General features: G+C 63.0%; 6 protein-coding genes. 1 reads left to right on the top strand and 5 read right to left on the bottom strand.

Going from position 1 to position 25,123, the window contains the following annotated elements; all coding sequences use genetic code 11:
- Window positions 1-55 precede the first annotated feature (55 nt).
- The 5 genes from AC07W5_RS18150 to AC07W5_RS18130 form a co-directional block, all read right to left on the bottom strand.
- Window positions 56-13,990, bottom strand: coding sequence for a non-ribosomal peptide synthase/polyketide synthase (locus AC07W5_RS18150; protein WP_495024002.1), 13,935 nt, complete (start codon window positions 13,988-13,990; stop codon window positions 56-58).
- Window positions 13,991-14,048: 58 nt separating this feature from the next.
- Window positions 14,049-17,111 (bottom strand): non-ribosomal peptide synthetase, encoded by a 3,063-nt coding sequence (locus AC07W5_RS18145; protein ID WP_495024001.1) that lies wholly within the window; start codon window positions 17,109-17,111, stop codon window positions 14,049-14,051.
- Between the two features lie 111 nt (window positions 17,112-17,222).
- A complete protein-coding gene (locus AC07W5_RS18140; protein WP_495024000.1) occupies window positions 17,223-18,269 on the bottom strand; it encodes a TauD/TfdA family dioxygenase in 1,047 nt (348 codons plus the stop codon).
- Between the two features lie 17 nt (window positions 18,270-18,286).
- Window positions 18,287-21,715: a condensation domain-containing protein gene (locus AC07W5_RS18135; protein WP_495023999.1), complete on the bottom strand. Its 3,429-nt coding sequence runs from the start codon at window positions 21,713-21,715 to the stop codon at window positions 18,287-18,289.
- 8 nt (window positions 21,716-21,723) lie between these two features.
- Window positions 21,724-22,701, bottom strand: coding sequence for a TauD/TfdA family dioxygenase (locus AC07W5_RS18130; RefSeq protein ID WP_495023998.1), 978 nt, complete (start codon window positions 22,699-22,701; stop codon window positions 21,724-21,726).
- Between the two features lie 256 nt (window positions 22,702-22,957).
- Between AC07W5_RS18130 and AC07W5_RS18125 the strand changes: the two genes are divergently transcribed.
- Window positions 22,958-25,018: a TonB-dependent receptor gene (locus AC07W5_RS18125; protein ID WP_494994870.1), complete on the top strand. Its 2,061-nt coding sequence runs from the start codon at window positions 22,958-22,960 to the stop codon at window positions 25,016-25,018.
- The last annotated feature ends 105 nt before the right edge of the window (window positions 25,019-25,123 follow it).

The raw sequence follows: 25,123 nt of genomic DNA, 5'->3' as shown, positions 1-25,123 counted from the left end.
GCACGTGCGCCGCGGACGGCGCACTCCGAAGTCAAATTCAGGGCAATGACGGGGCTCACTTCTTCGGCCCCAGGCGTTTGAGCAGGGTGTCGAGGGTCGCCTGGTTCATGCCTTTGGCCAGCGGGAAGTCCGACGGCATCAACGTCCCGGCCTGCGGGTCGAGGCAATGCCCAACCAGTGCTCGCAGGTGTTCCAGCAGACGGCCAGGCAAGCGGCTGTCAGCGGCCGGGGTGACGCTGTGCCATTCGACACGCAGTACGCCGTCTTCCAGCCAGGCCACCACTTCACGGCCATGGGTCACCCGGTTGGCCAACGCCACTTCCGGCGGCGGGGTCAGGGTGCTGGCGCGCAACCAACCCTGCGGCGTTTGCTCATGCCCCAGGTAGTTGAACAGCACATCGCCACGGCCCGGCGGCAACTCGCCGCGTTGACGCAGCAGCCCATGGCCAAGGCCCTGACCCGGCACGGCGCGCAAGGCTTCCTTGGCGTTGCGCACCCGATCACCGGGGGGCCCGCTTGCGTTCACGCGCAACGGGAACAGGGTGGTGAACCAACCGACGGTGCGGCTGACATCCAGGCCTTCGAACGGCACATCGCGGCCATGGCGCTCCAGATCCACCACAATGTCGGCGCGGCTTTCGGCTTCCGCCAGGGTGGCGGCGAGGGCGGCAATCAGCAGTTCTTCCGGTTGCGTGCGGTATGCGGCCTGGGACTCGGTCAGCCATTGGTGGGTGCGGGTGGCATCCCAGCGAGCCGACAACGTCTGCCTCTCGGCGACTGTGGCCACCGGCGGGATGTTCGCGGTGGTCTGGGCGTTCCAGTAGCGCTGTTCGGTACCGACCGTGGCCGCATGGGCGTGCAGGTGCTCGGCCCATTGCCGGTAGGACGTGGTTTTCGCCGGCAGACTCGGCTTCTCGCCACGTTCCAGCCCTTGATACAGCTGCTGGAAATCTTCCAGCAACGGCGTCCACGACACCGCGTCGACGACCAGGTGATGCGCGACCAGATACAGGCGTTGCGGTTCGCCCTCCAGCAAGGCCGCCGCGAACAGTGGGCCGTGTTGCAGGTCCAGGCTTTGCGCGACCTGTTGCAGTTGCTCCAGGTGTTCGCAGCACGTCAATTGTGCAGGCTCAACCGGCGCGATCTGCGCCTGCCATTGCCCTTCAATCTCAGTGAAACGCAAGCGCAATGCATCGTGGTGGGCGACCAGACGGTCAAGGGTCGCCTGCACGAGGTCTGGCTGTAGACGCCGGTCGCTGTCGGCCAGCACCGATTGGTTCCAGTGCGCGGCCTGCGGCTGTTGTTGGTCGAAGAACCACTGATGCAACGGCATCAGCGGCATCGCACCGGTCACGTCGCCTTGTTCGGCCAGGGTCAGCAGCGGGCTGGCCACCTGAGCCAATGCCGCCGGGGTCGGCGAGCGGAACAGGTCTTTTGGCGTGAGCGAGTAGCCTTGCTCACGCAGCCGCGAGATCAGCTTCAAACCGAGAATCGAATCACCGCCCAGGGCGAAGAAACTGTCCGAGGTACCGACCTCGCGACCACCGGTCAAGGCTTCGCCGAGCAGTTCGCCGAACAACTGGCAGAGCAGGGTTTCCAGTTCATTGCGCGGTGCGGCGTAATCTTCCTGAGTCTGTGGCAATGGCAGGGCGGCCAAGGCCTTGCGGTCGATCTTGCCGTTGGCTGTCAGAGGTAGGGCCGGTACTTCGACCCATACCGCTGGCACCATGTACGCCGGCAGCTCGGCGCTGAGTAGGGCGCCCAGCGCCGACTGCGCAGCGCTGCTGCTGTAGAACGCCACCAAGCGGTTGTCGATCACCAGGGTGCAGGCGCCGGTGATTGCAGGTTGGTTCAGCAGCGCTGCATCGATTTCCCCCAGTTCGATTCGTTGGCCACGCAGTTTCACCTGATGGTCGAGACGCCCCAGGTATTCGATGTTGCCATCGGCGAGGAAGCGGCAACGGTCGCCGGTGCGGTACAGGCGATCACCGTCGATGAACGGGCTGGCGAGGAAGCGTTCCTCGGTCAGGTCCGGCCGCTTCAGGTAACCCCGAGCGACGCCGACCCCGCCGATGTACAGCTCGCCGATGCTGCCGATCGGCAGTGGCTGCATCGCCTCGTCGAGAATGTACAACCGCAGGTTGGCGATCGGTTGGCCGATCGGCACGACCAGGTCGTCCACCGAGCAACGCCATACCGAGACGTCGATCGCCGCTTCGGTCGGGCCATACAGGTTGACCAGCGCGGCCGGGTGTTGGCTCATGAAACGCCGCACCAGATCCACCGGCAGCGCTTCGCCGCTGGCAAACACCTGACGCAGGCTGCGGCAGTCGGTCAGGCTCGGCTCTTCGACAAAGGCGCGCAGCATCGACGGTACGAAGTGCAGGGTGGTGACCTGTTCCTGCTGGATCAATTGGCTGAGGTACGCCGGATCGCGATGACCGTCCGGACGAGCCACCACCAAGGTGGCGCCAGTAATCAACGGCCAGAAGAATTCCCATACCGACACGTCGAAACTGTACGGGGTCTTCTGCAGTACACGGTCGTTCGGGCCAATCGGGAAGGCGTCCTGCATCCAGTGCAGACGGTTCATCAAGGCGCCGTGTTCGTTCATCACGCCTTTCGGTTGGCCGGTGGAACCGGAGGTGTAAAGCACGTAGGCCAGGTCGTTGGCGCTGACGCTGATCGGTTCTCCGGCAGGCGCTGGTGGCAGGGCATCCAGCGTCCAGGCCTGGTGTCCGGCCGGCAAACGCGCCAGCCACTGCGGTTGAGTCAAGCTGACCTGGGCGTCAGCGTCGGCAATCAGGAACGCCAGACGCGCAGCCGGCAGTTCCGGATCCAGCGGCAACCACGCCGCACCGGCATGCACGATGCCGAGCAGGGCCACGACCATCTCCACCGAGCGCTGCATGCACACCGGGACGATGGCGCCGCTGCCAATACCGGCAGCACGCAAGGTCCGGGCAACGGTTTGCGCGCGCTGATCGAGCTCGGCATAACTCAGGCGCTGGCCTTCGAACACCAGTGCCGGAGCGTTGGGGCTCAGCGCCGCTTGTTGGGTCAGGGCGGTGTGCAGGTTGCTCGGGCCGCTGTAATGACGTTCGGTAGCGTTCCAGCGATCCAGTTGCTGTTGATCCTGTTGTTGCGGGAACAGTTCAACCAGCGCCAGCTCCGGCGTCGCCACCAGGGCGTCCAGCAGGGCACACCATTGCGCGCTCCAGCGCTGCATCGTCGACTCGTCATACAGCGCCGCCTGGTATTCCAGCGCGAGGCTCATGTCGCTGCCGTCGTCCTGGACTTCCCAGCTCTGTTCGAACTTGGCATCGATCACCGGCAGCGTCTGCTCTTCGATGTTCAGCCCCGGCCATTGGCTGCTGTCCATGCGGCCGTGGTTGAGGGAGAACATCACCTGGAACAGCGGCGTGCGGTTAAGGTCGCGGCGTTGGGCCACGGCGCCGACCAAGGTGGCGAACGGCAGGTCGGCATGGGCCTGAGCTGCGCGCAGGTCTGCTTCAACGCTGGCGAGCAACTGCTCGGCCGGGGCCTGTTGGTCGACTTCACCGCGAATCACCAAGGTGTTTACCAGGCACGCCAGCAGCGCCTGGGTTTGTGGCTGATCACGTTGATCGGCCGGGGTGCCAAGGCGAATATCACGCTGACCGCTGTAGCGGGCGAGCAGGGCAGTCAGGGCAGTGGCCAGCACGACATAGGTGGTGGTGCCGCGTTGACGGGCGAACTGGCGGATCGCCTCGGCTCGCTGGGCGCCGAGGCTGACAGTCAGTTGTTGGGCGCGACGTTCCGCTTCGACACCGCGTGGATGGTCAAGCGGCAGGTCGAGTTGGTAGTCGTCCTGGCCGAGGTGGTTTTTCCAGTAATCCAGGCTGTCGTTGCGCCGAGCCTGGGTGTCCGGGTGCTGCTGCCACAGGGCGAAATCGACATAGTCGACGTCCAGCGCCGCCCAGACGGGCGACTGCCCGTTCAGGCCGGCGCTGTAGGCCTGGGCCAGTTCGTCGATCAGCAATTGCATGGCCCAACCGTCGGTAGCGCTATGGTGCAGGCACACCAGCAACAGGCTTTCGTCGCTGCCTTGACGTTGCAACAGTTGCGCGCGCCAAGGTGCGGCGGCAGCCAGGTTGAACGGTGCCATCAGCTCGTTCTGAGCAACGGCGCACGCCGCCGCCCAGTCTTGTGTGGCGACCGAAGTGACCGCGAGCGCCGGGCCGTGATCGTCGATCAACAACTGCGGCTCGCCCTGGACTTCGACAATGCGGCTACGTAGCACCAGGTGGCGCTCGCTGACCTGCTCGAACGCCTCACGCAAGGCCTGAACCTGAAGCTCGCCACGCAAGGTCAGGGCGAACGGCATGTGGTACTCGCGGGAATCCGGCACCAGGCGGCTGAGCATCCAGAACCGTTGCTGAGCCAGACCGAGTGGCAGTTGTGCCGGACGCGGCTGTGCGGTGATCAGTTCGCCCGGCATCGCCGCGCGCAGATGACCGGCAAGCGCCGCCACCGTTGGTTGGGCAAATACCAGCGCCAGCGGCAGGGTGGCGCCGAGGCGTTCACGGACCCGGGCGACCAGCCGGGTGGCCAGCAAGGAGTGGCCACCGAGGTGGAAGAAGTGATCATCGATTCCCACCGACGGGCATTCCAGCAGTTCGCTGAACAACTCGCAGAGCACCGTTTCAGTGGCGTTGCGCGGTGCTGTGCGTGGCTGGTCACTTTTCGTTTCAGGCAATGCCATGGCGGCCAGCGCTTTGCGGTCGAGCTTGCCGTTGCTGTTGAGTGGCAGGCTGTCGAGTTGCACCAAAAGGCTTGGGAGCATGTGCGAAGGCAGGCTGTCGCTCAATGCCGCGCGCAGTGCAGCTTCTTCGGCGTCACCACACCAGAAGCTCACCAGACGCTGATCAAGCAACAGCGTGGCGGCATCGCGAACGCCGGTCTGTGCCAGCAATTCAGCGTCGATTTCCCCCAGTTCGATTCGTTGGCCACGCAGTTTCACCTGATGGTCGAGACGCCCCAGGTATTCGATGTTGCCATCGGCGAGGAAGCGGCAACGGTCGCCGGTGCGGTACAGGCGATCACCGTCGATGAACGGGCTGGCGAGGAAGCGTTCCTCGGTCAGGTCCGGCCGTTTCAGGTAACCCCGAGCGACGCCGACCCCGCCGATGTACAGCTCGCCGATGCTGCCGATCGGCAGTGGCTGCATCGCCTCGTCGAGAATGTACAACCGCAGGTTGGCGATCGGTTGGCCGATCGGCACGACCAGGTCGTCCACCGAGCAACGCCATACCGAGACGTCGATCGCCGCTTCGGTCGGGCCATACAGGTTGACCAGCGCGGCCGGGTGTTGGCTCATGAAACGCCGCACCAGATCCACCGGCAGCGCTTCGCCGCTGGCAAACACCTGACGCAGGCTGCGGCAGTCGGTCAGGCTCGGCTCTTCGACAAAGGCGCGCAGCATCGACGGTACGAAGTGCAGGGTGGTGACCTGCTCTTGCTGGATCAATTGGCTGAGGTACGCCGGATCGCGATGACCGTCTGGACGAGCCACCACCAAGGTGGCGCCAGTGATCAGCGGCCAGAAGAACTCCCATACCGACACGTCGAAACTGTACGGGGTCTTCTGCAGTACACGGTCGTTCGGGCCAATCGGGAAGGCGTCCTGCATCCAGTGCAGACGGTTCATCAAGGCGCCGTGTTCGTTCATCACGCCTTTCGGTTGGCCGGTGGAACCGGAGGTGTAGAGCACGTAGGCCAGGTCGTTGGCGCTGACGCTAATCGGCTCGCCGACTTCAGCCTTTGGCAAGGCATCCAGCGTCCAGGCGTTGTGCCCGGCCGGCAAACGCGCCAGCCACTGCGGTTGAGTCAAGCTGACCTGGGCGTCAGCGTCGGCAATCAGGAACGCCAGACGCGCAGCCGGCAGTTCCGGATCCAGCGGCAACCACGCCGCACCGGCATGCACGATGCCGAGCAGGGCCACGACCATTTCCACCGAGCGCTGCATGCACACCGGGACGATGGCGCCGCAGCCAATACCGGCAGCGCGCAAGGCCCGGGCGACGGTTTGCGCGCGCTGATCGAGCTCGGCGTAACTCAGGCGCTGGCCTTCGAACACCAGTGCCGGAGCGTTGGGGCTCAGCGCCGCTTGTTGGGTCAGGGCGGTGTGCAGGTTGCTCGGGCCGCTGTAATGATGTTCGGTAGCGTTCCACTCGAACAGTTGCCGTTGACGCTCCGACACCGTCAACGGTGACCAGTCGCCGAGGCGAGTCTGTGGTGCATCGAGCATGGTTTCGAGCAATTGTTGCCATTGCGCCAGCCAACCTCGGGCCGTGGTTTCGCTGAACAGCGCGGCGCGATATTCGAGCAATACCGACAACACCTCGCCGTCATGCACTTCCCAGTTCAAGTCGTACTTGGTGGCCTGAGCGGTCACCGCGCGTTCGCGCACCTGCAATTGCGGCCAGTGGCTGGCCGAAGTGTCGGCGTTCTGCATCACGAACAATACCTGGAACAGCGGCGTCTGGCCGAGGCTGCGTTCTGGCGCCAGGTGCTCAACCACCTGATCGAACGGCACGTCCTGATGCTGCTGGGCATCCAGCACGCGGTTGCGTACCTGGCTCAGCAAACCTTCGAAATCCAGCGCCGGGTCGAGGTCGGCGCGCATCACCAGGGTGTTGACGAAGCAACCGATCAGCGGCTGCAGTTCGGCCAGCGGACGCTGGCCGACCGGACTGCCGATCCGTACGTCGCGCTGGTTGGCGTAGCGCCCCAACAGCAGTTGCGCTGCACTGAGCATCAACATGTACAGGGTGGCGCCGCGTTGTTGGGCGAACTGCCGCAAGCGTCCCACCAGTTCTGGCGGCAACTGCAGTTGTACCGCGCCGGCAACCGGGTCCAGCTGGTTTGGCCGCCCCTGTTCGGTGGGCAGGTCCAACAGGTAATTGCCGTCTTCCAGTTGCGTGCGCCAGTACTCGAGTTGACCACGGAACAATGCCTGCTGCCCTGATTCTCGCTGCCAGAGCGCGTAATCCGGGTATTGCAGCGCCAGATTCGGCAGTGCGGCGACGGTGCCTAGGCATTGAGCGGCGTAGAACTGCGCGAGTTCATCCAGCAGGTTCTGGCTGGATGCATCGTCGGTGGCGCAGTGGTGCACGGTCAGCAACAGCAACGCCTGGGCGCGACCGCTGCGCTGTATCAGCGTGGCGCGGATCGGCACTTGGGTGGCAAGGTCGAAACGGTGTCCGGTTTCGGCATGGATGGCATCAAAGGTCAGCTGTTGCCAGGTATCGTCGGTGGCCGCGTCCAGCGCTGCCACGCGCAAGGTGAGGTGGGCGTCGGTTTCGATGATCAGCGCCAACTCGCCAGCGGTATCGCGCACGATCCGGCTGCGCAGGATTTCGTGGCGTTGAACCACGCTGTTCAGGGCCGACTGCAAGGCTTGGGTGTTCAGCTCACCGTCGAACTGCACGGCGCTGACCACGTTGTATTCGCCACCGCCGGCGCTCAATTGCTCGAGGAACCACAAGCGTTGCTGTTCGAACGACAACGGCAAACGGGCGGGACGTGCCACCGGGATGAAGGTCGCCGCTGGCGCATGCAGCGGCTCACCCAACAGGTCGGCCAGCGCGTCGAGGGTTGGGTGTTCGAACACTGCACGTAGTGACGGAACCGTGGCGAACTGTTGGCGCAGACGGGCAAACAGCACCGCCGCCAGCAGCGAATGACCGCCGAGGTAGAAGAAATGACTGTCGCGACCAATCTGGGTCAGCGGCACGTTCAGCAGCTCGGACCACAGGGCGGCGAGTTGCTGTTCGGCGACGGTGCGCGGCGGGTCCTGCGCATCCGGTTCAGCCTGGATGTCCGGCGCTGGCAGGGCCTTGCGGTTGAGTTTGCCGTTGTCGGTCAGCGGCAATTCATCGAGCAGCACGAACGCTGACGGCACCATGTAGTCGGGCAGGGCGGCGCCGATGGTTTTGCGCCAGGCGTTGATGTCGGCCTGCTGGTCGCAGGTGACGTAAGCCACCAGACGCTTGTCGCCGGGCAGGTCTTCTCGGGCCAGCACCACCGCCTGACGGACACCCGGTTGGGCGCCGATCAAGGCTTCGATTTCACCCAGCTCGACACGGAAACCACGGATTTTCACCTGATGGTCCATGCGCCCCAGGTATTCGAGCTGACCGTCGGGCAGCCAGCGCACCAGGTCGCCGGACTTGTACATCCGCGCACCCGCCAGCGGCGAGAACGGGTCTTCGATGAACACCTTCGCGGTCTGGTCGGCGCGGTTGAGGTAGCCCAGGGTCACGCCGGCACCACCGATGTGCAGTTCACCCGGAACGCCGACCGGCATCGGATTGAGAGAGGCATCGAGCACGTAGGTGCGCACGTTGGCAATCGGCCGCCCGATGATCGGACGCTGCGGGTAGTCATCGACGGCGCACCCGGTCGCATCAACGGTGCATTCGGTGGGGCCGTAAGTGTTGAAGAAGCGGCTGCCGGCAATCGATGGCAGGCGCTGCCAGAGCTGCGCATCCACCGCGTCGCCACCGAACAGCACGAAGCGCGGCAGGTAAACCTCGCCCCGGCGCACGCCGTCGCTTTCGAGCAAGACCTTGAGCTGCGCCGGGGTGCATTCGAAAGCGTCCAGACGGGTTTCGCGGAAAAACTGCGCCAGTGCCTCGGGGTCGTAGCGCACGTCTTCCGGGGTCAGGTACAGGCTATGGCCGTCGAGCAGCAAGATGAGCTCGGCCACCGAACTGTCGAAGGCAAACGAATAGTTGAAACTGCTGCGCATCGGTTGATCGGTGTAGCGCCGATACAGGCCATGGATGCGCGCCCAGGCCAGGTTGACCACCGAACCGTTGGTGACCAATGTGCCCTTGGGCTTACCGGTCGAGCCGGAGGTGTACATGATGTAGGCCAGGTCATCGGGACCGGCCAGTGGCGTGAGGTTGTTGTCCGGCTGATCGGCGAACAGTGCCGCGTCGCTGTCCAGGCGCAAGCGCGGCAGTTCGGCACCCAGCTGCTCCAGTAAGCCCTGCTGGCCGAGGAACAACGCAGGTTGCGCGTCTTCGAGCATGTACGCCAGACGATCCACCGGGTAGGTCGGGTCCAGCGGCACGTAGGCGCCACCCGCTTTGAGAATGCCCAGCAAACCGATCAACAACTCCAGCGAGCGCTCGACACACAGTGCCACCGGGCGATTGGCGACCACGCCTTGACTGCGTAGGTAATGCGCGACCTGATTGGCCCGACGGTTCAGTTCGCCGTAGCTCAGGCTGCGGCCTTCGAAGCACAGCGCGTCACGCTCCGGGGTGCGCTCGGCCTGCTGCTCAAACAGTTGGGCGAAGGTCAGGTGTTGCGGCACCTCCATCTCGGTACGGTTCCACTCGACCACGGTGCGCTGCCATTCCGCTGCCATCAACAGCGGCAGGGCGGCCACCGGGCGTTGCGGCTCGGCGAGCATTTGCTCAAGCAAGTGTTCCAGGCGGGCGAGGGTTTGGCGGGCGCTGTCGGCGGCGAACAGATCCAGGGCGAACATCAGCTCCAGCTGAATCGGCGTATTGGCCGGGCACAGCACGTGCAGGTCCAGATCGCATTCGGACTGTTTGAGCGGGGTGTCGAGGGCTTCGAATTCCAGCCCCGGGAAGCGCAACCGCGATTCCATGGCCAGCTGCTGGGCGACCATCACTTGATACAGCGGCGCATGACTGAGGCTGCGCGGCAGTTGCAGGCTGTCCACCAGTTGCTCGAACGGCAGATCCTGATGCTGCAAACCCTCGCGCAGACGCTGGGCCACCTGGCCGACCAGCGTGGTGAAATCCGCTTGCGGCTCAAAGTCGGCACGGATGGCCAGGTTGTTCAGCAAAATGCCGAGCAAACCTTCGGTGCCCGGTTGTTCACGGTGGGTGACCGGGGTGCCGATCAACACGGTGGCGTCGCCACTCAAGCGGTGCATCAGCACGGTGAACCCGGTGAACAACACGGTGAACGGTGTGGTGCCCAGGCGACTGGCAAAGGCTTGCACCCGGCCACTGAGGTCGGCACTGAGTTCACGCTGCACAATGCCGGCGCGGTAGGTTTGCACCGAAGGCCGCGGATAGTCGGTGGGCAAGGCCAGCAGCGGACTGCCTTCGCTGTTGCGACGATCCAGCGTGGTGGTCCAGTAATCAAGTTGGCGCTTGAGTTCGGCGCCTTGCAGGTGTTCGCGCTGCCACAGGGCAAAATCGGCGTATTGCACCGCCAGGGCCGGGAGTTCGGCGGGCGCACCGTTGCAACGGGCTTCATAACCGAGCGCCAGTTCGCGCAGGGCGATGGTCGCCGACCACGCGTCCGAGACCAGGTGATGCAGGGCGATGCCCAGCACATGTTCACCCGGTGCAACACGTAGCAGTCGTGCACGCAGCAACGGCGGCGAGGTCAGGTCGAACGGCTGCTCAAAGGTTTCTTGCAGGGCATTGAACTGCGCACCTTCGCGAGCAGTGGCGCCCAGGCCCGACAAGTCATCGAACGGCAATGCAATGTTCAACGATTCGCTGATGTGCTGGCTGGGCACGCCATCAGTGCTGCGGATGCCGGTGCGCAGGATTTCATGACGCACCAGCAAATCATTCAGGCTGGCGTGCAGCGCTTCGACGTTGAGTTCACCTTTGAGATGCAGGGCAAACGGGATGTTGAACAGCGTCGTGCCGGGCGTCAGTTGCTCGATGAACCACAGGCGTTGTTGCGAGAACGACAGCGGCAGTAGCGCCGGGCGCACCTGGGCTTTAGGCGCACTGATCGCGGCGGCTTGCGGCGCTGCAGCGTCAGCCTGGCGCACGGCGATGGCGACAGCCAGCAGCGCCACGGTCGGTTGTTCGAACAGCACCCGCAACGGCAGGTCGAGTTTGAAATGGGTGCGCAGGCGCGCGACGATCTGAGTGGCCAGCAGCGAGTGGCCGCCGAGGGTGAAGAAGTTGTCTTCCACGCCTACGGTGTCGCGACCCAGAACCTCAGCCCAGATCTTCGCCACGGCAGCTTCCAGCTCGTTGCGTGGCGCAATGCTTTCCTGGGTATCGGCCTGCCAGTTCAGTTCCTGGGCGGCCAGGGCCTTGCGGTCGACCTTGCCGTTGTTGTTCAGCGGCAAACGCTCCAGGCACACGAACGCGGCCGGCACCATGTACGGCGGCAGTTGGGCGCGTAGGTGTTCGGTTAGCCCGTCGTTGCCCAAAGTATCGTCATGGGCCGACCAGTAGGCCACCAGCCAGGCTTCGCCAACGCTGTTTTCGCGCAGCAGCACGGCGGCTTCGCGCACGTTCGGGTGCTGGGCCAGACGGTGTTCGATTTCGGTGAGTTCGATCCGGTGACCGCGCAGTTTCACTTGCTGGTCGCGGCGGCCGAGGTATTCGATCACCCCATCGGCACGCCAGCGCCCGAGGTCACCGGTGCGGTACACGCGACCTTCAAGCTGCGGGTGGTCGATGAATGCGTCAGCGGTGCGTTGCGGATCGTGCAGGTAGCCGCGGCCGACGCCGACGCCACCGACACAGATTTCCCCGGCAACGCCAATCGGCACCGGCCGCAGCGCTTCGTCCAGCACGTACAAGCGGTTGTTGGCGGTCGGCTGGCCGATGGGCATATGGCTGACATTAGCGTCCGGCGCTTCGAAAATCGGCTGGAAGGCCACGTCGTCGGCACATTCGGCCGGACCGTAGGCGTTCATCAACGCGATGTCGGGGAAACGCGCAAACCAGTCCCGGGCCACGGTCGGCGGCAGCGCTTCACCGGTGGGCAGCACCCAGCGCAGATCGGGCAGTTGCAGGTCACACGGGCACAGCGCAAGCAGCGTGCGCATCAGGCTCGGGACAATTTCCAGCACGCTGAGGCGGTCGCTGGCGATGACTTGCAGAAGGCGTTGTGGGTCGTGCGCCACGTCGTCCGGCAGGATGTGCAGCGTGGCGCCCAGTACTGGCGCGGCGAGGAACTGCCACACGGAAATGTCGAAGGCCACCGAAGCGGTCTGTGGAATCCGGTCTTCGGCGTTCAGCCCCAGGGCCGGCACTTTGCCGAAGATGTTATTGAGCATGCCGCGTTGTTCGATCATCACGCCTTTGGGCGTACCGGTCGAGCCCGAGGTGAACAGCACGTAGGCCAGGCTGTCCGGGCCGCCGAGCAACGGCAGCGGCGCATCGTTGGCGGACTTCCAGCAGGCTTCGGCGAGCAGGGCGTCTGGTGCCTGATCGAGACCGCTGAGCAACTGGTCGACCAGAGCGCTGCACTCTTCGCTGGCCACCAGCAACGGTGCGCGGGACAGGCTGAGGATTTCCCGCAGGCGCTCGGGCGGGTGATTGACTTCAAGGGGCAACATAGCTGCGCCGGTCTTGAACACGGCAATCATCATGGTCAACAGCGCCAGACCACGCGGGGCCACCAGCGCGACCAGTTGATCTTCAACGGCACCGGCCTCGCGCAAGGCATGCGCCAGGCGCGTGGCGCGCTGATCCAGCTCGGCGTAGGTCAGGGATTCACCGTCGCAGATCGCAGCAATCTGCCCGCCGCGTTGGGCGACCTGGGCGGCAAACAGTTCGGCGTAACTATGATCCAGCGGGAAGTCGTGGGGATTGACGGCCCAGTCGCTCAACAGTTGCTGACGCTCATCAGCGGCCAGCAGTTCGAAACTGCCCAGCGGCGCATCCGGTGCGGCGAGCATGCTGCGCACCAGGCTGGCGATGTGACCAAGCAAGCGCTGCACGGTCGACGCCTCGAAACGCTCGCGATCGTAAGACACACGAATGCCCAACTGCTCGCCGGGCAGGATCACTACGGTCAATCCATAGTGGGTGTGCACGCTGTGGTCCATACCTTCGAGGCTGAACTGGAAACCGCCTTCCAGAATCTGCTCGTCGATCGGGGCGTTTTCGAATACCAGGATGCTGTCGAACAGGGTTTCACCCCGGGGGAAATCGCTCCAGCCCTGAATGTCGGTCAGGGGTGTGTGCTCAAAGTCGCGCATGTCGACGTTCAGCCCTTGCAGCGCGTTCAGCCAACTGCCGAGCGACGCGTCGGGGTCCACCGACACCCGCAGCGGCAGGGTGTTGATGAACAGGCCGATCATCTCTGCCACGCCGGTCAGCTCCGCCGGACGACCGGCGACGGTGACGCCGAACAGCACGTCGCGTTGGCCGCTATAGCGTGACAGCAACAGCGACCAGACACCTTGGAAGAAGGTGTTCGGGGTGATCCGGTGGCTACGGCAGAACGCTGCCAATGCCTGGGTTTCCTGCTCGGTCAGGTGAATCAGCTGATCGTCCACCAGCACCGCGTCGGTGTAACGGTCGCGGGTCACGCCGTTGTCCACGGTCAGCGGTGTGGGCGCATTCAGGCCCTGCAACTGGCCACGCCAGAACTGCTCGGCCTTGCCTGCATCCTGACGTTGCAGCCATTGGATGTAATCACGGAACGGGCGCGGGCTCTTGAGTTCAGGCGCGCGCTCATTGCACAGCGCCTCGTAGACTTTGAGGAAGTCCACGGTCACCAGGGAAATGCACCAGGCATCCATCAGGATGTGGTGGAAGCTGCGAATGAATTCGTAGGACTCATCGGCCAGTCGCACCAGGCGGAAGCGGATCAGCGGCGGCTTCGACAGGTTGAAACCGACTTTCTGTTCGTCCGCAAGCAACGTGCGGATCCGCGCTTCCTGTTCGTGCGGGGCGAGTCCGCGCAGGTCGAGGGTGTCCAGCGGCACCTTGACCTCGCGATGGATCACCTGCACCGGTTGTTTTTGGGTTTTCCACTGGAAACTGGCGCGCAGCGACGGGTGCAGCGCCACCACCTGGCGCCAGGATTCAAGGAATGCCACTTCATCAATGGCACCGCCGATGCGGTAGCGATCCTGCATCAGGTAAACGCCGGAGTCTTCATGCAGCAGGGAATGGAACAGCATCCCCTGCTGCAACGGCGACAGCGGGTAGATGTCTTCTATCGGATTGGCAGTGTTTTTTTCGGTGGTCATTGAAAGCGTCCTGCAAAAAAAGGGGCGACGGTGATGGCACGGCGGCGAGGGAAACCGGTCACAGGTCGGCCTCGCTCAGCTCGGCCATCAGCGCCTGCATTTCGTCATCGGACAGGCCCGAAGCGCTGAACTCGGCGCTATCGGCAAGCGGCTCGACGGTGTCAGCGGCCAGCGGCTGCGCGACTTCGGCCATGGCCGCGATGGTCTGGCGCTCGAAGACATGCTTGGCCGAGAGCGCAATGCCTTGCTCATGGGCCTGGGCCACCACTTGCAGGCTGAGAATCGAGTCGCCGCCGATGGCGAAAAAGTTCTCGGTGACGCTCACGGTCGACAGCTTCAAGACCTTGGCGACGATGGCTTGCAGGGTGGTTTCCATCGCATTGCGCGGTGCCACGTGGGCGTCTTCGTCGAACTGGTCCGGGTCGGGCAACTGGCGGGTGTCGAGCTTGCCATTGGGCGTGCGCGGGAAGGTCGGCAGGGTCAGCACTCGGGTCGGCACCATGTACGACGGCAGGCGTTCACCGAGAAAACGCTTGATCGCTTCCGAGTCCGGCGCATAGCCATGCGCCGCCACAATGTAGGCCAGCAGACGTTTGCCGGCGGCGTGCTCTTGCACGATCACCGCGGCTTCGCGCACATCGCTATGGCTGCACAGTTGACGCTCGATTTCCCCGAGTTCGATGCGGTAGCCGCGTAATTTGACCTGATGGTCCTTGCGCCCGAGGAACGCCAGGCGTCCGTCCGCCAGCCAGCAGGCCAAGTCGCCCGTGCGGTAGGCGCGGGTACCGTCGGCCAGGGTGACAAAGGCCTTGGCGGTTTCTTCGGGTTTGTTGCGGTAACCGCGCGCCAGGGTCGGGCCGGCGAGGACGATTTCGCCCGGTTCACCGATGCTGCTGGTGACGCCGTGTTCGTTCAGCACCCGCAGGTCCATGCCTGCAATCGGACGGCCAATGGTCAAGGCGCGGCTCGGGTCCAGCACTTCATAGGTGGCCCAGACCGTGGCTTCGGTGGGGCCGTATTCGTTCACCAACCGGGCTTGCGGCAAGGTCTTGCTGTGCTGGGCGATCAATGAAGGCGGGCAGGCTTCACCAGCGACAATCCAGCACTCAAGGCTGTTGGCACCGCCATCGCGTTGCAATTGATCGAGCAAAGCCTGATACAGCGACGGCAGCGACAGACCGTGGCTGACCCGATGCTGGGCAATCAACTGCGCCAGACGGGCCATCTCCAGTTCTTCGCCTGTGGCTGGCAGCACCAGACGGCCGCCCTGGGCCAGGGTCCAGAAAATCCCGGCGACCGAGCTGTCAAAGGCAAACGATGACAGCAGCAGGTAAGCGCGCACCGGCGCCTCATAGGCGGCCATGCGCACTTGGGTCGATAAACTGAGTGCGCCGTGGCTGATTTCCACGGCTTTCGGTGCGCCGGTGGAGCCAGAGGTGTAAATCAGATACGCCAGGTCGTCCGCACCGGGCATGGGCAGTGGCGGCAGGTCACTGTTTTTTACAGTTGTCAGATCGTCAAGCACAAAGCGTTGCAGACTGGCGGGCACGCTGTCAGCCAATTCGGCGCTGACCACGATGTGCGCAATGGCACTGTCGGCGAGCATGTAGGCACGGCGATCCGCCGGGTAGGTCGGATCAACCGGCACGTAAGCGCCACCGGCCTTCAACACCGCGAGCATGGCGACGATGGCTGCGTTGCTGCGGGCGAACAGAATGCCGACGGGCACGCCCGGACCGATGCCGGCCGCCACCAGTTGATGGGCCAGATGCGTTGCGCAGGCATCGAGCCGGGCGTAGCTCAGGTCGCCGTCCTTGTCGCTGAGCGCGATGGCATTCGGCTGTTGCTGAACCTGACGGGCAATCAGCTCGACCAGGGTCACCGGTTCGATCGATGACAAGTTCGGTTGGGCACCGATAATTTGTGCTTGAAGCGGCCCGTTCAGTGGCAGATGAGCCCAGGCTTGCTGCGGTTCGGCCAGCGCGCCCAGCAGCAGCTGTAGCCATTGTTCGGCGAGGCAGGCCGCCGCTTCGCTGCTTAACGTGTGGCGGTCGTAAACCACCTGAGCGTGCAACCTGTCGGGCAATTGACGAACATCCAGACAGGCCTTTACCGGGCTCATCACCGCGCTGGCATAACGCTCCCAGGTATCGCCCGAACGCCAGGCGAAGGCGTAACCGCCAGTCAGGTCCTGGGTGTAATAGTCCTGCCAACCAACCGTCCGCTCGATCATGGCGCCGACGTGTTGGCTTTGCTCCAGCAGGGTCGCCTGGGCCTGCAGATCGATGCGCACCGCCAGGCACTGCTCGAACAAACCCAGCGCGTTTTCAAGTTCCGGGCCACGGCTTTCGTGGATCAGTGTGATCGGGACTTGCTGCTGGCCGGCGAGTCGTCCGAGTACTGCGGCCCAGGCTGTCAGCATCAGGTTTGAGGTCAGGGACGGATGGCGGGCGAGATCGGCGGGCACTGCGATCTCCAGGTGCGCCGGCGCAAACACTTTGCCGCTGGTGGATTCAAGCGACAGCTGCAAGGCCGGCTGTTCGGTTTCGCTTAATGGTTTCCAGAAGCTCACGCCCGGATGGTCCGGCTCGTCTTCCGTCAGGCTCCAGCGCCACTCAGCGTAATCGGCGTATTGCAGGGCTTCGGACAGGTCCGGTTGAGCGTCTTGCAACAGCGCAGCAGCCAGCAGTTTCAGGCTGGCGAGGTCGAAGTGGCTGCTGGCGGCGGCCAGGTCCAGTACCGATTGTTCATCCGACAGTTGCACCAACGTCACGGACAGCGGGTTTGCCCAGTCGCGGGCCAGCGCAGCGAGGCTGGCCAGTGCAGCGTCCTGATCCGTGGGGCTGTGCCGACGCAAATCCTGTACGGTCACGGCCAGTGCACAAGTGTTGTGAATCACCTGCACCGGGTGCCGCAGACCCGGCACCGGCGTCAGGCGCGTGCGCAGGATTTCACTGTCGGCCATCAGTGCCAGCAGACGGCTGTTCAGCGAAATTGCGTCCACTGGACGGGACAACGACCACTGCAAATGGCAACTGAACGGGTGTTCGGTCGTGCCGTTGATGTGCGGGTACACAGATGCCTGTTGCGGCGAAATACGAAAACCTTGAAGTCCGCTCATGTTCAACTCGACTAAAAATGGGGCTTGAAACTGGGCCACGACAGCGGCGCTGAGGCTCGCCGAACAGATGTCAGGCAACCTCTGGCGAGCAACTGGTGTACCCGTTGAAAGTCAGACGGCGACGTCACTCTGCAGCAGGGCTTCGGCCATGCCGGTCATGATTGCGCGCTTGCCGGTGAAAGGTTCGCGACCGTGCACCGCGAGCATGTTGTCGATGAACAACACGTCGCCCTGTTGCCAGCTGAAGCGCACCAGCGAGTCGAGGTAGGCCGCTCGCAGCGACTCCAGCACCTGCGGTTCAATCGGTTCGCCATCGCCATAAAAAGTGTTGGTGGGCAGGTCGAGGTCGTTGAAGTTGCTTTGCAGCGAATCGCGGATCGCCGGGGGCAGGGTGCTGATATGGAAGAAGGTCGCGTGGTTGAACCAGACTTCTTCGCCGGTACGCGGGTGACGCACCACCGCCGGCCCGCGCTGGCGTGTACGCAAGCGGTTGTTTTCTTTCCATTCCACTTCGATGCCGACGCTGGCGCAGTAGGCTTCCACTTCACTGCGGTCTTCGGACTGGAACACGGTCTGCCACGGCAGGCCGAAACCGTCGCCATAGTTGCGCACATACAGCACGCCTTTTTCACGGAACCGCGCTTCGATGTCGGGGCTGATCTTTGCCTTCACCGCACGGGTCGAGCCGATCGGGGTTTCGCCACCGGTCTCGGACGGGATATGGCAGTAAAAGAACAAACGCAGCGGAAAGCGTGGCGAATAGGAATGTTCGTTGTGCGGAAAAATCATCTGGTCGGCCGGGTAGTCGGTCGAGGTATAAATGTTGCCGCCGACCCGGGTGCGCGGCGAGGCGCGGAACATGTATTCCAGCGCACCGGGGGAGAGGGCGGCGATCACCTGATCGAATTGCTCCACGGACAACACCGAGAACCCGCGAAACAGCAGGGCGCCGTATTGCAGCAGTTTCTTCTCAATGCTTTCACGTTCACGGGTCGCCCAGGCGACCAGATCGACGCCGCCGACCGCCGGCTCAATCACCAGCGGCAAGGCGTGGTCCGGGCTGAGCAGGCGCTCGCTGACCAGTTGCTGTTCCGAGACGTTCATGGCTTTGCGGCGCACAGCGCCGAGGGCGCGAGACGATGGGGGCACGATAGACATAAAGGCATCCAACTCGGTTAAAGGGTCAATGAGCGACGTTTGGTTTGCATCAGCTGGCTGCGACCGGCCAGGGCTTGGGACTGTTGGCGTTCGCGCTGGAAAACCTGATCCCATGCGCCGAGGCGTTCGGCCAGTGCCGGCAGCGATTCGTCCAACAGGTTCCGGGTTTCGCCCAACAGGCGCGTCCACAGGTGTTGCAGGCGCAAGGCGCGATCCTGATCGAAGCAGTCGCCGCGATACTTGAGGGTCGCGTCGATGCCTTCGGCACCGTGCACCAGATCGAGCACCAGGTGGAAATCCCCCGGCGCCTGCGCCACGTCCAGCGCCGTCATGTGCGCACCGGCGATATCGGTCGGGGTTACCCGTGACGGTTGATAGTTGAGCTTGACCTGGAACAGCGGCGAGTGACCGGCACGACGCTCCGGCGCCAGTGCCGACACCACCAGATCGAAAGGCAGACCCTGATGGGCGTAGGCCAGTCGTGCCTGGTCGCGAACCCGCTCAAGGAAACCGGCCAGGGTCGGTTTGCCATGCAGGTCGCAGCGCAGGATCAGTTGGTTGACGAAGAACCCGATGACGTCGTTGTGTTCCGCCAACGGACGGCCGCTGACGTCGGTGCCCAGCAGAAACTGCTCCTGGCCACCCAGTTGCTTGAGCACCAGCTGATAGCTGGCCAGCAACAGCATGAACAGGGTCATGCCTTGCTCGCGGGCCAGGGTTGCAAGGTGTTCGCAGGTCGCTTGAGGCACGCTGAAGTTCAGGCTGTGCTCGCCATGGGTCTGGCCGCTGCCACCTAGATCGAGGGTTTGCGGCACGTTTGCCAGATGCTCACGCCAGAAGTCTTGCTGCGCAGCAATCCGTTGTGCGCTCCAATGCTCGGTTTCCCAGTGGGCGAAATCCAGATATTGCACCGGCAGTTCGGCGTCGGTGACGCCGGCCAGTTCTGCCAGCAATACTTGCGTCGAGCGCCCGTCGAATGCGATGTGGTGCAGGGTCAGCAGCAGGTTGTGCCGCTCGTCGTTTCGGCTGAGCAGTTGAGCGCGCAGCAGCGGTCCGGTTTCCAGTTCGACTGGCGTGGCGTGTTCGTTGGCCAGGCAGTGTTGGAGTGCTTGCTGTTGCTGCGGCTCGCTCTGGTCACGCAGGTCGTGCCAGGTCAGTGGCACGGCGGTGGCCGGCAGCACCTGTTGCTGCGGGCCATTGACCCCGTCGCGATACACCGTGCGCAATACACTGTGACGGCTGACCAGCGTGTTCAGCCGCAGCGCCAGGGTTTCGAAATCCAGCGGACCTTGCAGGCTCAGGTGCAACACCAGATTGTGCCGGGTGTCGTCCGGATTCAGTTGGCGCAAAAACCACAGGCGACTTTGCGCGAATGATTGACGACTTTGGCTGACGTTCGTACGTGCGGTCGAGGCGTTAGCCATCGGCGATGGCTCGCTCAGGAAACCCTGCAAGGCCAGCGCCCATTGCGCCAGGGTTTGTTCGCCGAACAGGCTTAGGGTGTCGAGCTTCCAGCCCAGATCCTTGTGCAGGCGAGCGGCGAAGTCGGCGACGCTGATGGAATCCAGACCCAAGCCGATCAAGCTGAGTTCGAAGTCTGCCGCGAGATACGGATTGACCTCGCGCAGGGTTTGTTCAAGCCATTGGCGGCAAGCGGTTTGCGCGAGTTGCGGCGTATTGCCCACCAACTGCTTCAGTTGAATGAGGTCAATGGTTTCGCTGTTCGGGGCGATCTGCCCGCCGCTCTGGGCGATGATGCTCAAAGTACCCGCAGCCAGTTGTTTGCGTGCACCCTGACGGGCGATCTTGCCGCTGGTGGTCATAGGGATGGTGCCAGCTTGCACCAGCACAATCTGATCGATGCCGCAGTCGGCGGCTTCGCGCACGGCGTTTTGCATTGACGCAAACAGCACCGGGTGATGCGCCGGGTCGACGAACTTGCGTTGTGGCTCGGCGACGATCACCAATTTCTCGCGACCCAGCAGCGGGTCCATTTCCGAAAACGCGGCAATGCGCCCGGTGCGAATGCCCGGCTCGGAATCGGTAATGGCGAATTCAATGTCGTGGGGGTACAGGTTGCGCCCGTTGAGAATCAGCAGATCCTTCAGACGCCCGCAGATCACCACCAGACCTTCGTGCATGAAACCCAGGTCGCCGGAACGCAGATAATTGCCGGGTTCGCCGACAATGCGCGCCTCAAAGGCTTCGCGGCTGGCTTCGGGGTTTTTCCAATAGGCTTCGGCGTTGCTCGGGCCGCTCAGCCAGATTTCGCCGATGCGATCGGCAGCGCAGCGTTCATGGCTCTGCGGATCGGCGATGGCGATGCTGTGCAAGGCCTGCGGATAACCGCAGGCGACGAATTCCACGGCGGCGGCATCGGTTGCCGCGAGGGCAACACGACCGGTTTCCAGTACGGCCTTGTCCAGACGCAACACCACCGGCAGCGCGTCGGCCGGCGTGGCGCTGACGCACAACGTCGCTTCGGCCTGGCCATAACCCGGACTGATCGCCAGAGGATTGAGACCGCAAGCGGCAAAGCGCTGGGCGAAGGCTTCGAGGGTGCCGGGGTGGATCGGTTCGGCGCCGTTGATTGCGTGTTGCCAGGCACTTAGGTCGAGCTGCGCGATCAGGTTGTCGCTGACCACCCGGTTGCACAGGGCAAAGGCGAAATTGGGGGCAAAACTGGCGCTGGCGCGGTAGCGGCTCAACGCCTGAAGCCAGGTAGACGGCGCGTTGACGAAGGTCTGCGAAGCCATCAGGTAGCAGGGCATACCGCTATAAAGCGGGGCCAGCATGCCACCGATCAAACCCATGTCGTGGTACAGCGGCAACCAGTTGACCATGCCGCCATGTTCATCGAAACCGTAAGCCTGACGCATCAGTTCGACGTTGGCGATCAGGTTGCGCTGGCGTACTTCAACGCCTTTTGGCGTGCCGGTGGAGCCTGAGGTGTATTGCAGGAAGGCAACGGTCGCACCGTCGACATTCGGGCGTTGCCAGTCACTGGCTGGCGGCATGCCCAGGTTCTGGACCGTCAACACGTCGATTTGGTTTTCCACCAGTTCCAGCAATGCCTGGCAATGATCCGCCGGTGCGAGGATCAGTGCCGGTTCGGCATCCACCACCACCTTGCGCACGCGGTCGAGGTGCCGGGGCTTGCGCGACGGCGGCGGGAACAACGGCACGGCAATCAGGCCGGCATATAAGCAGGCGCAAAACGCGCGTGCATAGTCGAGGCTGCTGGGCAGCATCAACAACACGCGATCGCCCGCTGCGTAACGCGATTGCAGGGCGGCCGCGAGGGATCGGGACTGCTCGTGCAGTTGGGCAAAGGTCAGGGTTTCGCCGATCTCGACGCCGTCCGGCAAGAAGTGCAGGGCAGCACGCTGCGGGAAGTGCAGGGCGTTGGCCTCCAGCACTTCGATCCAGTGATTGAATGAGAACATGGTGGGATTCACGCCATGGCAACGATGACTTTGCGGTCACCGGTGTAAGGATTGCGGCCGTGTGCGACCAGTCGATTGTCGAGCATAAGGATGTCGCCGGGCTGCCAGGGGAAACTGATGGCGGTCTGGCGATAGACCTCGCGCACGGAATCGAGCACCACGTCGGGAATGGCCGAGCCATCGCCGAAGTAAACGTGGCGGGGCAGGTTCTCTTCACCCACCGCGGCCAGCAGGCTGGCGCGCACGCCCGGCTCGATGGCCGACACGTGAAACAGGTGTGCCTGATTGAACCAGACCCACTCACCGGTATCGGGATGCTGCAGCACGGCGGCACAACGCTGGCGGGTGCGCAGGTCGCCGTCGGCTTTCCATTCCCACTCGATGTCGTTGTCCTGGCAATAGCGCTCAACCTGGGCACGGTCCTCGGTGTTGAACACCTTCTGCCACGGCAGATCCAGCGCACCGCTGTAGTTGCGCACGTAGAGCAGCTCGCGACCGGCAAACAGTTCACGGATGTCAGCGGGCATGCGCTGGTAAATCAGGCGGCTGTCGGCAATCGGCGTTTCGCCACCGCTTTCACTGGCCTTGATGCAGTGGAACCAGATGCGCGAAGGCCATGGCCGGGTGTAGGCCTGCTCGTTGTGCAGGGGAATGAATTGATGGGCCGGGTATTCGGTGGAGCTATAGACCCCGGCAAACACTTTGCTGCGCGGCGTGGAACCGAACTCGTAACTGGCCAGCGGTGCGCCGAAACTGGCGGCAAAGCGCTTGAAGTCGATGGGCGTGGCGACGGTAAAGCCTCGAAACAGCACCCCGCCAACGGTGGTCAGGATATGGGGCAACGTGTCGCGGATCGACGCGTCGAGGTCATGAATCGACTGTCCCGGTTTCGCCAGTACCAGCACGGGCAACGTTGGCTCGCGGCCATCCATTGGAGCATTGGATAAGGGTTCGGAACGCCCGCTCAGGTGTTCGATTGAAGTCATCCTTACGCATCCTTTTATCTTTCTCGGTCAGTCGGAATGACGTTGGCAAACCTGAAAATCGGGGCAAGGTTGCCAGGACAAAGTCCGACTGAAATGTATTCGTTCTGATATGCGGCGGCATATTAAATACAAATGAGAGAGATTATCAATGCTATTCCTTTAAGTTTTTTTTTGATCTAGACTGCCGCCCTCTGTAGAAAAACAGCGTTCTTGACGTAAGAAAAAAACACAAATATCTGTTGCATGGGAGCGGGGCGTGAATTTCAAAAAGAATACAATTGCGTTGGCTGTAGGGTCGGCGGTGTGCCTGGCTAGCAGCGCATGGGCGACTGAACAGTCGAACACAATGGAGATCGCTCCGATCACGGTGACGGGTGAAAAAATCAACCGCACCCTTGAGCAAACCCAGTCCAGCGTCGTAGTAGTTACTGGCGAACAGCTGCGTGAACATGCTGACAAGGATCTGGTGGATGTGTTTGCCCGTACGCCGGGTGTGTACAACCAGGCCGGTAACGAAAACTGGGGTATTCGCGGTGTGCCGGTGTCCGGTTTCGACGACCAGGGCCCGGCCACGCTCAACGGTGCGGTATCGGTGTTCATCGACGGCGCCCAGCAGCCGAACCGCGCGTTGACCCTCAGCCCGATCCCGCTCTGGGATGCGGAGCAGGTCGAAGTGTTTCTCGGTCCGCAATCCTCGACGCAAGGCCGTAACTCCCTGGCCGGTGCGGTGGTCATCCAGACCAAAAATCCAACCTTCCAGCCGACCTTCTCGGCGCAGACCAATGTGGGGAACTATGGTGAGCGCGGAGCGGCCGTAGCCGGTGGCGGTTCGATCGTCGACGACAAGATTGCCGGGCGCATTGCCGTGGATTATCAGGACGGCGACGGCTATATCCGTAACGTCACGCTGAATGACGACGCGAACCCGCGACGCACCAGCAACGCTCGCGGCAAGTTGCTGATTCTGCCCAACGACGATGTCGATGTACTGTTGACCTATGCCCACAGCGAAAACCGCCAGGGCGACAACTCGGTGATGCGGGTCAACAACCGGGTCCGTTATTACGAGCTGTCCTCCAATACGCAGGCGTTCGATAACGTCAAGCAGGACACCCTCAGCGCGAAGATCGATTACCGCCTGAACGATGCCTGGACGCTGACCAGCCTGACCGCCAACACGCGCTCCGACTATAGCGCCCGGCTGGACTTCGACCAGACCGCCGAGGTCAATGACGTCATTCTGCGCAAGCAGAACGGTGACATGTTTAGTCAGGAGCTGCGCCTGGGCTACCAGTCCGACACTGTTCGCAGTTTCGTCGGTGCCTACTACGGCCACACCACCAACAACTTCCACGACAAGTTGTTGTTCGACAACGAACTGGCCGGCGCCACCAAGGGTGACACGCGCATTGAAAACCAGGCGTTGTTCGGTGAGATCAACTGGACGTTCGCCCCGCGCTGGACCCTGATCACCGGCCTGCGCTTCGACCACGAGCAGAACGACACCGACATCGACCAGGATGACTTCTCCAGCGCCGGCAAAGTCAGCAAGTCGTTCAACGCCGCGCTGCCGAAAGTCGGCATCAACTATGAACTGGCCACGGATCAGTTCGTCGGCTTCATGGTGCAGAAAGGCTATCGCGGCGGTGGCGTCAACGTACGCGCCGGTGGCGGTCACGCGGCCTACGATCCGGAATACACCACCAACTACGAGCTGTCCTACCGCGGCTCGTTCTTCGACAAGACCCTGCGTACCCGCGCCAACCTGTACTACACCGACTGGAAAAATCAGCAGGTCAGTGTGCTGGACCCGGACACTCAGTTCGTTCACATCTTCAACGCCGGTCGCAGTGACATCAAGGGCCTGGAAGTCTTCGTTGAAAAAGACATCACCGAACAGCTGACACTGACCGTCGGTGGCGCCGTCACCGATGGCAAGTACAAGGACTTCGTCGCGGATGACGGCAAGGACAGGAGCGGCCAATCGTTCCTTTTTTCGCCCAAATACAAGATGTCGGTGGGCGGCGTCTATCGCTTCGACGACCGCCTGACATTCGCCACCGACGTCACCTACCAGAGCACCACCCCGTCGGAATACGAGTTTGATTCGAGCGGCAAGGTCACCGGTGTGCGCAAGAGCGACAACTACTGGCTGGCCAACTTCAACACCGAGTACAAAGTCACCCAGAATGTTGCAGTGTCCGGGTTCATGAAAAACGCCTTCAACAAGGAATACGTCACCAACAACCGCAGCGGTGACATCATCGACGTCGGCGCACCGCGCACGGTGGGTGTGGTTCTGCGTTACGACATGTAAACCCATCTGCGCGAGGAGGCAGTCTCCCCGCGCTCGGTTTCAAGGTTGTTGCTGCCTGCGACGCTCGTTTTCAGGCAGCCCCGTTCCCTTCCAAACCCAGCCTCC

The sequence above is a fragment of the Pseudomonas sp. GW821-FHT01E05 genome, from assembly GCF_059422425.1.
This window is presented reverse-complemented; position numbering and strand designations above follow the sequence as displayed.

Excerpts from the sequence above, each read along its gene's own strand:
- AC07W5_RS18150 (WP_495024002.1), bottom strand. The coding sequence starts at position 13,990 with ATGACCACCGAAAAAAACACTGCCAATCCGATAGAAGACATCTACCCG.
- AC07W5_RS18145 (WP_495024001.1), bottom strand. The coding sequence starts at position 17,111 with ATGAGCGGACTTCAAGGTTTTCGTATTTCGCCGCAACAGGCATCTGTG.
- AC07W5_RS18140 (WP_495024000.1), bottom strand. The coding sequence starts at position 18,269 with ATGTCTATCGTGCCCCCATCGTCTCGCGCCCTCGGCGCTGTGCGCCGC.
- AC07W5_RS18135 (WP_495023999.1), bottom strand. The coding sequence starts at position 21,715 with ATGTTCTCATTCAATCACTGGATCGAAGTGCTGGAGGCCAACGCCCTG.
- AC07W5_RS18130 (WP_495023998.1), bottom strand. The coding sequence starts at position 22,701 with ATGACTTCAATCGAACACCTGAGCGGGCGTTCCGAACCCTTATCCAAT.